Origin of the sequence: Curtobacterium sp. PhB146 (genome assembly GCF_004342995.1) — a bacterium.
In the GTDB taxonomy this organism is placed as follows: domain Bacteria; phylum Actinomycetota; class Actinomycetes; order Actinomycetales; family Microbacteriaceae; genus Curtobacterium.
Window position 1 is genome coordinate 1260953 of the sequence record NZ_SMBN01000001.1, and the last position, 13354, is coordinate 1274306.

Annotated in this window: 12 protein-coding genes; all 12 read left to right on the plus strand. The window is 70.6% G+C overall.

Features of this window, described 5'->3' with window-relative positions; all coding sequences use genetic code 11:
- Window positions 1-181 precede the first annotated feature (181 nt).
- The 12 genes from EDF33_RS06170 to pth all read left to right on the plus strand — a co-directional run bounded on the left by EDF33_RS06170 (window position 182) and on the right by pth (window position 13329).
- On the plus strand, window positions 182-1537 hold the full coding sequence (locus tag EDF33_RS06170) for an extracellular solute-binding protein (RefSeq protein WP_131878202.1): 1356 nt from the start codon (window positions 182-184) through the stop codon (window positions 1535-1537).
- Window positions 1537-2553: a sugar ABC transporter permease gene (locus EDF33_RS06175; RefSeq protein WP_123294721.1), complete on the plus strand. Its 1017-nt coding sequence runs from the start codon at window positions 1537-1539 to the stop codon at window positions 2551-2553. Before EDF33_RS06170 ends, EDF33_RS06175 begins: the two co-directional genes overlap by 1 nt.
- The gene (locus EDF33_RS06180) at window positions 2550-3509 is read left to right on the plus strand and encodes a carbohydrate ABC transporter permease (RefSeq protein WP_165901164.1); all 960 of its coding nucleotides are present in this window, start codon (window positions 2550-2552) and stop codon (window positions 3507-3509) included. The genes EDF33_RS06175 and EDF33_RS06180 overlap by 4 nt, the downstream gene beginning before the upstream one ends.
- Before the next feature lie 85 nt (window positions 3510-3594).
- On the plus strand, window positions 3595-4434 hold the full coding sequence (locus tag EDF33_RS06185; protein WP_132099548.1) for a sugar phosphate isomerase/epimerase family protein: 840 nt from the start codon (window positions 3595-3597) through the stop codon (window positions 4432-4434).
- Entirely contained in the window at window positions 4431-5636 is a 1206-nt protein-coding gene (locus EDF33_RS06190; protein ID WP_131922317.1) for a Gfo/Idh/MocA family oxidoreductase, read from the plus strand. Before EDF33_RS06185 ends, EDF33_RS06190 begins: the two co-directional genes overlap by 4 nt.
- A complete protein-coding gene (locus EDF33_RS06195) occupies window positions 5633-6520 on the plus strand; it encodes a sugar phosphate isomerase/epimerase (protein ID WP_132099549.1) in 888 nt (295 codons plus the stop codon). Before EDF33_RS06190 ends, EDF33_RS06195 begins: the two co-directional genes overlap by 4 nt.
- Complete coding sequence (locus EDF33_RS06200) at window positions 6517-7836, plus strand: mannitol dehydrogenase family protein (RefSeq protein WP_132099550.1); 1320 nt, start codon at window positions 6517-6519, stop codon at window positions 7834-7836. Before EDF33_RS06195 ends, EDF33_RS06200 begins: the two co-directional genes overlap by 4 nt.
- A complete protein-coding gene (manD, locus tag EDF33_RS06205) occupies window positions 7833-9185 on the plus strand; it encodes a D-mannonate dehydratase ManD (RefSeq protein WP_243692369.1) in 1353 nt (450 codons plus the stop codon). The genes EDF33_RS06200 and manD overlap by 4 nt, the downstream gene beginning before the upstream one ends.
- Window positions 9186-9200: 15 nt before the next feature.
- Window positions 9201-10112, plus strand: a complete 912-nt coding sequence (locus EDF33_RS06210) for a hypothetical protein (protein ID WP_132099551.1) — start codon at window positions 9201-9203, stop codon at window positions 10110-10112.
- 402 nt (window positions 10113-10514) lie between these two features.
- The gene (locus EDF33_RS06215; protein WP_132099552.1) at window positions 10515-11882 is read left to right on the plus strand and encodes an RbtT/DalT/CsbX family MFS transporter; all 1368 of its coding nucleotides are present in this window, start codon (window positions 10515-10517) and stop codon (window positions 11880-11882) included.
- 199 nt (window positions 11883-12081) lie between these two features.
- Complete coding sequence (locus tag EDF33_RS06220) at window positions 12082-12714, plus strand: 50S ribosomal protein L25/general stress protein Ctc (RefSeq protein WP_123294728.1); 633 nt, start codon at window positions 12082-12084, stop codon at window positions 12712-12714.
- Between the two features lie 30 nt (window positions 12715-12744).
- Entirely contained in the window at window positions 12745-13329 is a 585-nt protein-coding gene (gene pth / locus EDF33_RS06225) for an aminoacyl-tRNA hydrolase (RefSeq protein ID WP_123294729.1), read from the plus strand.
- Window positions 13330-13354: the final 25 nt, after the last annotated feature.

A 13354-nucleotide genomic window follows, 5' to 3' on the forward strand; every position in this document is an offset into this window, starting at 1 on the left:
TCGGATCCCGTACCGAAGCCGCTGCCGGCGCCGGAGACGTCGATGTCTGTGTCGCTCACGAGGCCGAACGTATTCGCGTCTGGCAACAAGTGGCAACCGGTTGCCGGATGTTGCCAACGGCGGAACAGTGGTGCCACCGGGCAGCGCCGCCCGGAGGAGGTCTCGAGGAGGAAGCCCCCGGATGAACAGAACACGGCTGAAGCCCCGCACCCTCGTCGGTGCCGTCGCGGTGATCGCCCTCGCCGCTCTCTCCCTGCAGGGCTGCGCCGTCGTGAACGGCAGCGGCGACGACCCGAACACCCTCCGCGTGATGATGGGCGCGGACACCACGTACCCCAAGGAGCGCAAGCAGTGGCAGCAGGACACCGCTGCCGAGTTCAAGCGCACCACCGGTGCGGACATCCAGTGGGAGACCTACTCGTCCGCGCAGGAGGAGTTGACCGCGATCCAGACCAGCGTCATCTCCGGCCAGGGCCCCGACGTCTACGCCATCGGCACCACGTTCACCCCCACCGCCTACGCCACCGGTGCCTTCGTCGAGATGGGATCGAAGGAGTGGCAGGCCATCGGCGGCAAGGACCAGTTCGACCCGGCCTCGTTCGGCATCTCGGGGCCGAGCGACTCGAAGCAGATCGGGATCCCGTTCGCCAGCCGTCCGTTCGTGATGGCCGTCAACAAGGACCTCCTCGCGAAGGCCGGCATCACCGACATGCCGACCACATGGGACGAGCTGACCGAGGATGCGAAGGCCACCACCGGTGACGGACGGCACGGCCTGGCGATCGCCTACGCCGACGGCTTCGACCCGTGGAAGTTCGTGTGGGGCATGGCGCAGAACGCCGGCAACACCATCGTCGACGGCTCGAAGGCCGAGATCGACAGCGACGCCGTCGAGAACGCGTACCGGACCTACTTCGACTGGGTCACGAAGGACGGCGTCGTCGACAAGGCCGCGATCGGCTGGAACAACGCGCAGGCCCTGGCCCAGTTCACCGAGGGCAAGGCCGCGTTCTTCCCGATGACGACCACCACCGCGATCAACTCGTTCAAGGACACCAAGGTCGACGGCAAGTACGAGTTCGCCCTGCTCCCCACCGTCCCGCCGGGGGCCAGCGAGCGCCCGGCCGACGGCATCGAGGCCGCGAGCATCCTGTCCGGCGACAACTGGGTGGTGGCCGACTACGGCACGAAGCAGCAGCTGTCCTTCGACTTCGTCAAGCAGCTCAGCGCACCGAAGGCGCAGCTCGAGTACTACGACCTGTTCGGCAACCTGCCGACCAATGCGTCCGCCGCCGCTGACCTGGCAGCAGACAACCCGCAGCTCAAGCCGATCATCGACGCGGGCCGCCTGTCGAAGCCCACCGCCTTCACCGGCGCCTGGTCCGACATCCAGCTCGCCCTGGTCGACGTGGTCGTGCAGTCGATCCCGTCGCTCAAGAGCGGCGAGGTCACCGACGACCAGCTCCGCAAGCGTCTGCAGGACGCCCAGAAGGACGCCCAGTCCACCCTCGACCGTCAGAAGAACGGAGGTCTGTGATGACCAGCACCCAGACCAGACCGCCGCAGCGCACGGAGCAGACGGTCCGCCCGCACGGCACGACGCCGCTGTACAAGAAGGAGCGTCCGCTCTGGATGCTCATCCCCGGCGGGGTCCTCATGCTCGCCGTCATCGTGGTGCCGCTCCTGGTGGGCTTCTACATCGCGATGCTCGACCTGGACCAGTACACGCTGCGGCAGTGGTTCAGCGCTCCCTTCATCGGCTTCGCGAACTTCACCGAGGCCTTCACGAACTCGCCCCTGCTCCACTCGATCTGGATCTCGGTGTCGCTGTCCGTCCTGGTCACCGCGGTCACCGTGCCGATCGGCGTCGCGGCCGCGATCTCGACGCAGAACCGGTTCCCGGGGCGCGGCCTCGTCCGGTCGATCTACCTGATCCCGTACGTGCTGCCCGCGTTCGTCGTCGGCACGTTCTTCCGCACGATGCTGCAGCCGCAGGGCGTCGTGAACTCGATCCTGCACACCGACGTGCTCTGGCTGAACGGCTCCGCGTCGTACTGGGCGCTGGCCGGCGTGATGATCTGGACGAGCTGGCCGTTCGTCTACCTGCTGTCGCTCGCCGGACTGCAGGCCGTGGACAACGAGGTGCACGAGGCCGCCGCGCTCGACGGGGTGACCTGGTGGGCGAAGCTCCGCTACATCATCTTCCCGTACCTGCGCGGGCCGCTCAGCCTGGCGGTGATCATCGCGATCCTGCACAACATCAACAACTTCACCCTGCCGTTCGTGCTGTTCGGCATCCCGCTGCCGTCGAGCGTCGAGGTCATGCCCGTCCTGACGTACATCGCGAGCTTCCAGTCGTTCCGCTTCGGTCTGTCCGCGGCCATGGCGATCTGCTCCCTCGTGATCGTCGCCATCCCGCTGTTCGTCTACCTGCGAGCCGTCAAGCTCGACACCGGTGACGACGCGGGCCCCAACCGGAAGCAGCGCCGCGCCGACCGCGCCACGCTCGCCGCCGCCCCGACCGCCGCCGACATCGACGGAGCACGCGCATGAGCGCCCAGAGCACATCCTTCGCCGGCACCACCCGGACCCGCCCGACGTCGACCCTGACCGAGAGCATCACCGCACCCGGTCGACGCCACAAGCGCCCCTACGACACCGACGTCACCCGGCTCCTGCCCCGCTGGCTGCTCATCGTGGTGATCGCGATCATCATCGCGTTCATCGCCGTCCCGGTCCTGTACATCCTGTTCGGCTCGGTGAACTCGGACGTCGCGGTCGCCCGCGGCGAGTACTTCCCGTCCGAGTTCACGCTGTCGAACTACGTCGAGATCTGGTCCACGGTCGCCCTCGGCGAGGGGCTGGTCAACTCGATGCTCACCGCCGGCGCGGTCGCCATCGCGAGTGCGGCGCTCGCCGTGTCCACCGCGTACGTGCTGGTCCGGTTCCGGTTCCTCGGCCGCCTGACCATCCTGCGTGGGCTCCTCGCGCTGCAGTCGATCCCCGGCACGCTCCTGCTGCTGCCCGTGTTCGTGGTGTTCTCGAACATCGCCAGTGCCACGGGCGTGCAGATCATCGGCACCCGCTGGGGTCTGTTCGTCACCTACCTGACGTTCGCCCTGCCGTTCTCGACCTGGGTCATGGTCACGTACCTGCGTGGTCTGCCCAAGGAACTCGAGGAGGCCGCCCGCATCGACGGCGCCTCGAGCACGAAGATCCTGACGAAGATCGTCCTGCCGCTGTCGTGGCCCGGCATCGTCGTCTCGGCGATCTTCGCCTTCCTGCTCGGCTGGAACGACGTCCTGTTCTCCACGATCATGACGACCCCGAACACCCGGACGGTGGCCGTGGTCCTGCAGGTGCTCGGCACCGCGCAGGAAGGCGGCGCTGTCCCGATCTACGGCCAGATGATGGCCGCCTCGATCGTCTGCGCCGTGCCGGTCGTCGCCCTGTACCTCATCTTCCAGCGCTACCTGGTGGGCGGTCTGACGGCCGGCTCCGTCAAGTGAGCGCGGCAGTCACCGCAACCCAGAACCGGACTGGAGGCCCGTGGCGGCCCCGCCACGCGCCTCCCCTCCGACACGAAAGGACACCATGACCGACCAGCCCACGTGGGAACTCTCCGGCTTCGGCGACGAGATCGACGCCGACCCCGTCGTCCAGGTCGCGGTCCTGCAGGCGCTCGGCGCGAGCGCCATCGAGGTCCGCAGCGCCTGGGGCGCGAACGTCGTCGACCTCGACGAGGACCAGCTCGCCGGACTCCACCGCCTGCTCGAGGAGCGCGGACAGACCGTGTCCGCCATCGCCTCGCCGATCGGCAAGGTCTCCGTCGACGAGCCCGTCGAGCACGAGGTCGGACGGCTCGGTCGCGCGATCGCCGCCGCACACGCCCTCGGCACCACGAACATCCGGATCTTCTCGTTCTACTTCGAGGGCCGGCAGCCGGAGGACGTCCGCGACGACGTCCTCGTCCGGATGCGCGCCCTGGCCGACCTCGCCGCACGCGAGGGCGTGACCCTGCTGCACGAGAACGAGAAGGACATCTACGGCGACGTCCCCTCGCGCGTGCTCGACATCGTCGAGAGCGTCGGGTCCCCGGCGCTCCGACTGGCCTGGGACAACGCGAACTACGTGCAGTGCGGCGTCAAGCCGTTCACCGACGGGTGGGCGCAGCTCGCGCCCTACGTCGACTACCTGCAGGTCAAGGACGCACTGGCCGCCGACTCGTCGGTCGTCCCCGCGGGCGAGGGTGACGGCGAACTGCTGCAGACCCTCACCGCGCTGCGCGACGCCGGGTACTCCGGCTACGCCTCGCTCGAGCCGCACCTCAGCGACTTCACCTCCCTCGGCGGGTTCTCCGGCCCCGCGGCCTTCGGTCGTGCCGGTCGTGCCCTCCGCACCCTCACCGACCAGATCGGAGTCACCCTGCGATGACCACCCCACTGAAGTTGGCAGTCGTCGGCGCCGGCGTCATCGGACGCCACCACGCCACGGTCGCCGTCCACCACCCGGACCTGCAGGTCGTCGCCCTCGTCGACGCGATCCCCGCCGCCGCCACGAGCGCCGCCGACGAGATCGAGGCGATGGGCGTCACCCGCCCCGTCACGACGTCCACCATCGAGGAAGCGATCGCGCAGACCGACATCGACGTCGTCGCGATCTGCTCGCCCTCAGGCATGCACGTGCAGCTCGCCGAGGCCGCCCTGGCCGCCGGCAAGCACGTCGTCATCGAGAAGCCCCTCGACACCACGATGCCCCGGGCCCGGCAGATCGCCGCGCTCGCCGCAGCGGCACGCGACCGTGGACTCGTCACGAGCGTCATCAGCCAGCACCGCTTCGACCCGGCCTCGGCCGCCGTCGCCGCAGCCGCCCACGACGGCGGGTTCGGCACCGTGACCTCCGGCCTGGCGAGCGTCGCCTGGTACCGGTCGCAGGGCTACTACGACTCCGGTGACTGGCGCGGCACCTGGGCGCTCGACGGTGGTGGCGCCGTGATGAACCAGGGCGTGCACACCGTCGACCTGCTCGTCTGGGCGCTCGGCCGTCCGGTCGAGATCTCGGCCCAGACCGGGCTGCTCGCGCACGACCGCATCGAGGTCGAGGACACCGCCGTCGCCACCGTCCGGTTCGCCGGCGGCGCGCTCGGCGTCATCCACTGCACGACCGCCGCGTACCCGGGCCTCTCCGCCCGCTACGCCGTGTACGGCACGCACGGGTCGGCGATCGTCGACGACGACCGCCTGGCCTACTTCCACATCGCACCCGACGCCGCGACCCTCGAGTCCGCGTCGACCACCTCGAACGCCTCAGCGGTCGCGGGCGCGGTCGACCAGAAGGACGACGTCGTCCCGCCGGAGCACGTCGTCGGCGGCCCTGCCGAGCCCGACCACTTCGCCGCAGGGCACGGTCGGCAGTACACCGACATCGTGGCCGCGATCCGCGAGGGCCGTGAGCCCGGCGTGACCGTCGACGCGGCCCTCGTGTCGCTCGCCACCGTCCGCGGGCTGTACGTCAGCGCGACGCTCGGGCAACCCGTCCGGATCGACGACGTGATCGAGGGCAAGTACGACGACGTGGTGCCCGTGGTGGGCGCTGCAGCAACGTCCGACACCGCGACCGAAGGAGCCACCCGATGAAGTTCTCCGTGTTCACCGCCTCCACCCCCGACTGGACCCCGTCGCAGGCCGCCTCGACGCTGGCCGAGCAGGGCTGGGACGGCGTCGAGTGGCGCATCGTCGACGACCGCCCCGCGGACGGCACCGTCGTGCCCGCCGGTCGCTCGTTCTGGGCCGGCAACAACTCCACGTGGCAGTTCACCGGCGTCCAGGACCACGTCGGCGAGATCGCGCGGATCACCGACGCCGCCGGCCTCGAGTACTCCGGCATCGGCGGGTACCAGCAGGCGTCGGACCACGAGGGCGTCGAGACGATGCTCCGCGTCACGAGCGAGCTCGGCGCCCGCCAGGTCCGCGTCTCGATGCCGATGTACCGGCAGGAGAAGGAACGCACCGGCGAGACGTACGGGCAGATCTTCGACCGCACCCGCGCCGACCTCGAGTGGGCGGTGACCCGGGCGACCGAGCTCGGCGTCAAGGCGCTCGTCGAGCTGCACCACATGACGATCACGCCCTCGGCCTCGGCGGCGCTGCGGCTCGTCGACGGCCTCGACCCGGAGCACATCGGCGTCATCCACGACCTCGGCAACCTGGTCATCGAGGGGCAGGAGGACCACCTCGCCGCGTTCGAGCTCCTCGGCCCGTACCTCGCGCACGCCCACGTGAAGAACGCCCGCTGGGTCGACACCGGCGACACCCGCGCCGACGGCAGCACGATCTGGCAGAACGAGTGGGCGTCGCTGCGCACCGGGCAGGCGTCCGTCTCCGAGTACCTCGACGCCCTCCGCCAGGTCGGCTACGACGGCTGGGTCACCATCGAGGACTTCTCCACCGACCTGCCCCTCGAGGCCCGGACCGCCGACAACCTGGCGTACCTGCGGTCCCTCGTCCCGGTGACCGCATGACCGATCGCCGCCCCGGCATCGTCCACCTCGGGGTGGGTGCGTTCGCGCGTGCCCACCTCGCCTGGTACACCGCCCACACCACGGGGGAGCCGTGGGGCATCACGGCCTTCACCGGCCGCTCGCCCGCGGCGGCGGACGCCCTCACCGCGCAGGACTGCCGGTACACGCTGGTCACGCGTGCTGCGTCCGGCGACGACGCCGAGGTGGTCGACACGATCGTGGCCGCCCACCCGGGCAGCGACGACACGGCCTGGAGGCACGTGGTCGCGTCCCCGGAGACCACCATCGTCACGCTGACGGTCACCGAGCAGGGCTACCGGTCCGGTTCCGACGTCCCGGCCCGGTTGGTCGCGGGGCTCGACGCCCGGCGGACGGCCGGCGGCGGGCGCATCGCGCTGGTCAGCCTCGACAACCTGACGCACAACGGCGCGGTGCTGCGCGAGGCCGTGCTGGGCGCCGCCACCGACCCCGGACTGCGCGCGTGGATCGAGGCGAACGTCTCGTTCCCGTCGTCGATGGTCGACCGGATCACCCCCGCGACCACCGACGCCGACGTCGAGGGTCTCGCCGCCCTGCCGGGAGCACTCGTCGGGGACCGTGTGCCCGTCGTCACCGAGCCCTTCGCGGAGTGGGTGCTCGAGGACGCCTTCGACGGGATCGACCGCCCCGCGTGGGAGACCGCCGGCGTGCGCATCGTCGACGACGTCACCCCGTACGAGCAGCGGAAGCTCTGGCTGCTGAACGGCTCGCACTCGCTGCTCGCGTACCTCGGGCTCCAGCTCGGGCACGAGACCGTCGCCGCGGCCATCGACGACCCGGTGTGCCGTGCCGCCGTCGAGCAGCTGTGGGACGAGGCCGCCCGCGAACTGCCCCTGCCTGCCGACGAGGTCACCGACGCCCGTGCCGCCCTGGTGGACCGGTTCCAGAACCCCCGCATCCGGCACACCCTGCGGCAGATCGCCTCCGGTGGATCGCAGAAGCTGCCCGTCCGGGTCGTCGACGTCGTGCGGCACCGACTCGAGCGTGAGCCGTCCGCCGGCATCGGGCCCGGCGCCGCGACCGCGATCGCCGCGTGGTGGCTCCACGTCACGACGCAGCCCGACCTCGTGGACGACGACGGAGCCCCCGGGGCAGACTCGGACGTGCGCGACGTGCTGCGCGTCATCGCCCCCGACCTCGACACCACCGCCGTGGTCGACGCGATCACCGCGGCGGCCGACGACATCCGGGCGGCGAGCACCGCCGCACGCACCACCACCAGCACCGCCCGAACGAGCACCGCCCGAACGAGCACCGACGAAGGAGTCCACGCATGACCGACACCACCACGAACCCCGCGGCCCCGGTGCCGGGCGCCGCCGACACCGGCGCGGCGACCGGGCACACCTCCGGGCGTCCGGACACGTGGGCGTCGGCCGACCGCGGCCAGCTCATCGAGCGTGCCGAGGTCATCGTCACCAGCCCGAACCGGAACTTCGTCACGCTGAAGATCACGACCGCCGACGGCGTCACGGGCCTCGGTGACGCGACGCTGAACGGCCGCGAGCTCGGTGTCGCCGCGTACCTGTCCGAGCACGTCGTGCCGCTGCTGATCGGCCGCGACGCCAGCCGCATCGAGGACGCCTGGCAGTTCCTGTACCGCTCGTCGTACTGGCGTCGCGGCCCGGTCACGATGGCGGCGATCGCGTCCGTCGACATGGCGCTCTGGGACATCAAGGCCAAGGTCGCCGGCATGCCGCTGTACCAGCTCCTCGGTGGCGCATCCCGCACCGGGCTGATGGCCTACGGACACGCCTCGGGCAAGGAGCTCCCCGAGCTGTTCGACTCGATCCGCGAGCACCAGGAGGAGGGCTACCGCTCGATCCGCGTGCAGACCGGCGTCCCCGGCCTCGAGAGCATCTACGGCATCGCATCGAACAAGACCACCGAGGGCAACGAGGGTGTCCGGTACGACTTCGAGCCGGCACAGCGCGGAGCCTTCCCCGCCATGGAGGACTGGGACACCCGCGCCTACCTGCGCCACGTGCCCACCGTGTTCGAGGCCGTCCGGAACGAGTTCGGACCCGAACTGCCGCTCCTGCACGACGGGCACCACCGGATGACCCCGCTGCAGGCCGCGAAGCTCGGCAAGTCCCTCGAGCCGTACGACCTGTTCTGGCTCGAGGACTGCACCCCCGCCGAGAACCAAGAGGCACTCAAGCTCGTCCGGCAGCACACCACCACGCCGCTCGCGATCGGCGAGGTCTTCAACACGATCTGGGACTTCAAGGACATCATCCGCGACCAGCTCATCGACTACGTCCGCGGAGCGGTCACGCACATGGGCGGCATCTCCCCGCTCAAGAAGACGATGGACTACGCCGCGATGTACCAGGTCAAGTCCGGGTTCCACGGGCCGACCGACATCTCGCCCGTCGGCCTGGCCGCCCAGATGCACCTCGGGATGGCGATCCACAACTTCGGCATCCAGGAGTACATGCAGCACGGGCCGCAGACGAACCAGGTGTTCCAGCAGACCTTCACCTTCACGGACGGCTACCTGCACCCCGGTGACGAGCCCGGCCTCGGGGTCAGCCTCGACGTCGACGAGGCCGGCAAGTACCCGTACGAGCAGGCCTACCTGCCGTTCAACCGCCTGGCCGACGGAACGGTGCACGACTGGTAGCGGCAAGCTGTGGGTGTGGAGTTCGCAGAGGTCGCCCGGGAGCTGCTGCTCGTCGCGCCCGATGACTTCGTCGCCGAGCGCACGGCCCGCCAGCGTGCGGTCCGGAAGGACGACCGGGCCCTGGCGGCGGCGATCGGGAAGCTCCGGAAGCCGGCCCCGGCAGCGTGGGTCGTGGACCTGCTCGCGCACGACGGCGCCCTCGACGACGCGGTCGACCTCGGGCCAGCCCTCCGCAAGGCCCAGGCCGACGCCGACCCCGGCGAGATCCGGACTCTCCGACAGCAACGCTCCGAGGTGATCGAGGCGCTGGCGCAGGCCGGGGCCGACCTCGCCTCGGACGCCGGACACCCCGCGACGTCGGCCGTGCTCGACCAGGTGCGCGCGACGATCGAGGCGGCGATGGCCGACCCGCACGCCGGAGCCGCCGTGCGTTCGGGGCTGCTCGTGACGCCCTTGGAGAGCGTGGGGTTCGACGCGGTCGACCTGGACGGGGCGCTCGCGGATCCGGACGCGGTGCCCGACGCCTGGTCCGGCAGCGATGCCCCACCCATCCCGATCACCCAGGCGAGGGGCGCGCGGATGGCGAGCCGGGCCTCCCGGTCGACGGAGACGGAACCCCAGGACGGACCGGAGCTGGACGCCGAGCCCGAGCCGAAGCGTGACCCGGCCGCTGAGCGGAAGGCCGCGCGCCAGGCGGAGACCGCCGCCCGGAGCGAGTCGCGCGACGCCGATGCCGCACTCGACGCCGCGGAGGCGGACCTCGAGCAGGCCGAGGAGCGCCGGGCCGACCTCCAGCGCGAGCTCGATCGGGCGACCGCGGAGATCGAGGCCCTCGAACGTGCTCGCGACGCCGCCGAGGCCGCGAGCAACGACGCCCGCGAGCTGCTGGCGGCCGCGCAGGAGCACCGGCGCAGCCTCGGTCGCTGAGCCTCGCGGAGCGTTCCTTCCCATCACGCGCGCGATGGAAGGTCGAATCGGGCGTACTCGGCCGAAAGGAACGACCACCTATGCCCGGAACGACCCACTACGCCCGGAACGACTCCCTCCGCGCGGCACGACCGCCGATCGTTACACAACAGTTGTCGTTCTTGACGAGTGGCGTTGGAGCGGTCTAACGTCGGACACCATGCTTCGGGCCGGCGATGGTCCGCCGGGATCCGTCTCCGCATCAGCACGGGGCGCCCCGGGTACAGGACTCGCATCATCGCCGACGCCCCGACCGCCCGCAGCCACTGCGCGGGCGGTCGGGTGCGTGGCGCGCGGCGCACCCCGGAGACATGCCGCGATGCCGGGTCGAGCACTCCGGGGCCCCTCCAGGAGAGACGACACATGTCGGAACCCCGCACCAACCGCACCACGACCCTGACCCCGCCGAACGGCGTGACGACCGCCCCACCTGCCACCGCACCACCGGCTGCCGGGCGCGAGGGCTTCATCGCCCGCCTCGGCATCCCGCACCCGCTGCGCTGGGGCTTCCTCGGTGTCCTCGTCTTCATGACGGGCGACGGCATCGAGTCGAACTTCATCGCTCCGCACATCGCCGCTGCCCTCGGCTCGGGCGGTACGGACAGCGCCGCGATGGTCATCGGCATCTACGGCGTCGCCGTCCTCGTGGCGTCCTACTTCGCCGGCGTGCTCTCCGAGCTGTGGGGCCCGCGCCGCGTCATGACGATCGGGGCCGTCCTGTGGGTGGTGTTCCAGGTCGCGTTCCTCGCGGCACTGCCCACCGGGTCGGTCGGGCTGATCGCCCTGACGTACTTCCTGCGCGGACTCGGCTTCCCGCTGTTCGCCTTCTCGTTCCTCTGCTGGGTGAACCACACCGTGGCGCGCGACCGGAACGCCACGGCCGTCGGCTGGTTCTACGTCGTCTTCACCGGTGGCCTGCCGACGCTCGGCTCGCTCATCGCGATCGGCAGCATCCCCGCGTTCGGTGGCGGCCACACGGGTGAGACGTGGTCGATGGCCATGTCGCTCGTCCTGGTCGTGGCCGGCTGGGTGATCGTCCGGTTCGGCGTGCACGAGCGGACCGGGCTCGGCCGCATCGCCCCGCGCTCGCACTCCGCCGCACGGGTCATCGCCAGCGGCATCGAGGTCTGCATCACGCGCCCCAAGGTCCTGCTCGCCGTCCTGATCCGGCTCGTCAACACGGCGCCCGAGTTCGGCATGTTCGTGATCATGCCGGCGATCATCGGCAGCGAGCTCGGTTGGGGCCAGTCGAAGTGGCTCACGATGACCGTGATCGTCTACGCCGGCAACATCCTGTTCAACGCCTTCTTCGGTGCCCTCGGCGACCGCATCGGCTGGATCCGTACCGTCAAGTGGTTCGGCATCGGCGCCTCGGCGATCGGGCTGCTGGCCTGGTGGTACGTCCCGCACCTGGTGCCGGCCGGTTCCGAGTGGGGCTTCTGGCTCGCCACCGCCGCGGGGACGGTGTTCGGCATCATGCTCGCCGGGTTCACACCCATGGGCGCGATCGTCCCCGCCTTCGCCGGCGAGGAGCGTCGCGGTGCCGCGATGGCCATGTACGCCACGGCGGCCGGTGGTGCGACCTTCCTCGGCAACGCCGTGGTCAGCGCCGTCCTGCCGTGGGGTGGCCCCGGTGGCGTGGTCTGGACGTTCGTCGGCCTCTACGTCCTCGCCTTCGTGGTGCTGTCGTTCCTCAAGGTGCCGAAGGAGGCGGTGGCCGCGGGGCACTGAGGCACGACACGCCCGGCGGGTGCTGGTAGAGTCGGTGATTGACTTCGGCGAGGGCCGCGACAGCGGCCGTGATCGACGCGGTGGGAGACCCGGCCCAGCCCAGGGAACGTTCCTCACGCGTGCACGCGTTCGAGTTGCAACACCACAGACCCCCACGATGCCGGACCGCCGGTGTCGACCCCCGAGACCAGGAGGCACCATGGCCGACTACACGAAGCTCGCAGCGGACGTCCGCACCAAGTTCGGCAAGGGTGCAGCGCGCAAGCTCCGCGCCGCCGACAAGATCCCGGCAGTGGTCTACGGCCACGGCACCGAGCCGAAGCACATCTCGCTGCCCGGTCACGAGACCATGCTGCTCGTCCGTACCGCCAACGCGGTCGTCGACCTCGACATCGAGGGTGCTGCCCAGCTCGCCCTCGTCAAGGACGTCCAGCGTGACCCGGTGCGCCAGATCATCGAGCACATCGACCTCGTGGTCCTGCGCCGCGGCGAGAAGGTCACGGTCGACGTGCCCGTCGTCATCGAGGGCGAGTCCTTCTCCGGCACGATCCACGTGCAGGACCTGAACACCGTCTCCCTGCTGGTCCTCGCGACCGACATCCCGGAGCACGTCGTCGTCGACGTCGAGGGCCTCGAGGACGGCAAGCAGATCACGGCCGCCGAGCTCACCCTCCCCGAGGGCGCCGAGCTCGAGACCGACGGCGAGGCGCTCGTCGTGCAGATCGTCACCCCGCGTGGCACCGCTGACGACGACGCTGCGGACGAGGCCTCGGCCGAGGCCGGTGCCGAAGCCGGTGCCGAGGGCGGCTCCGAGCCGGTCGACTCCGAGTAACACCCCCTTCGAAGGCATCTGGTCGACGCTGTGGCGGATCGAACGCTGGTCGTGGTCGGACTCGGGAACCCCGGGCCCGACTACGCCGGCAACCGTCACAACGTCGGCCAGATGGTCCTCGACGAACTCGCGTCCCGCATGGGTGCGCGGTTCAAGAAGCACAAGACGCCGAACCAGGTCGCCGAGGGGCGCCTGGTGCCCGGCGGACCGCGCCTGGTGCTCGCGAAGCCCGGCTCGTTCATGAACACCTCGGGTGGACCGGTCTCGTCGGTCCTCGGGTTCTACAGCGCCACCCCAGCTGACCTCGTCGTCGTGCACGACGAGCTGGACCTGCCGTTCGACACCGTCCGCCTCAAGGGCAGCGGGGGTCACGGCGGGCACAACGGGCTGCGCGACATCATCAAGGCCACCGGCACGAACGAGTTCATGCGCGTGCGCGTCGGCATCGGTCGTCCCCCCGGTCGTCAGGACCCCGCCGACTACGTGCTGCGTGACTTCTCGGCAGCCGAGAAGAAGTCGCTGCCCATCCTGCTGGCCGACGCCGCGGACGCGGTCGAGGCGATCGCCGAGGTCGGACTCGTCGCCGCGCAGCAGCGGGTGCACGCACCGTCCTGACCGCGCTGGTCGATCCCGCCCGTGT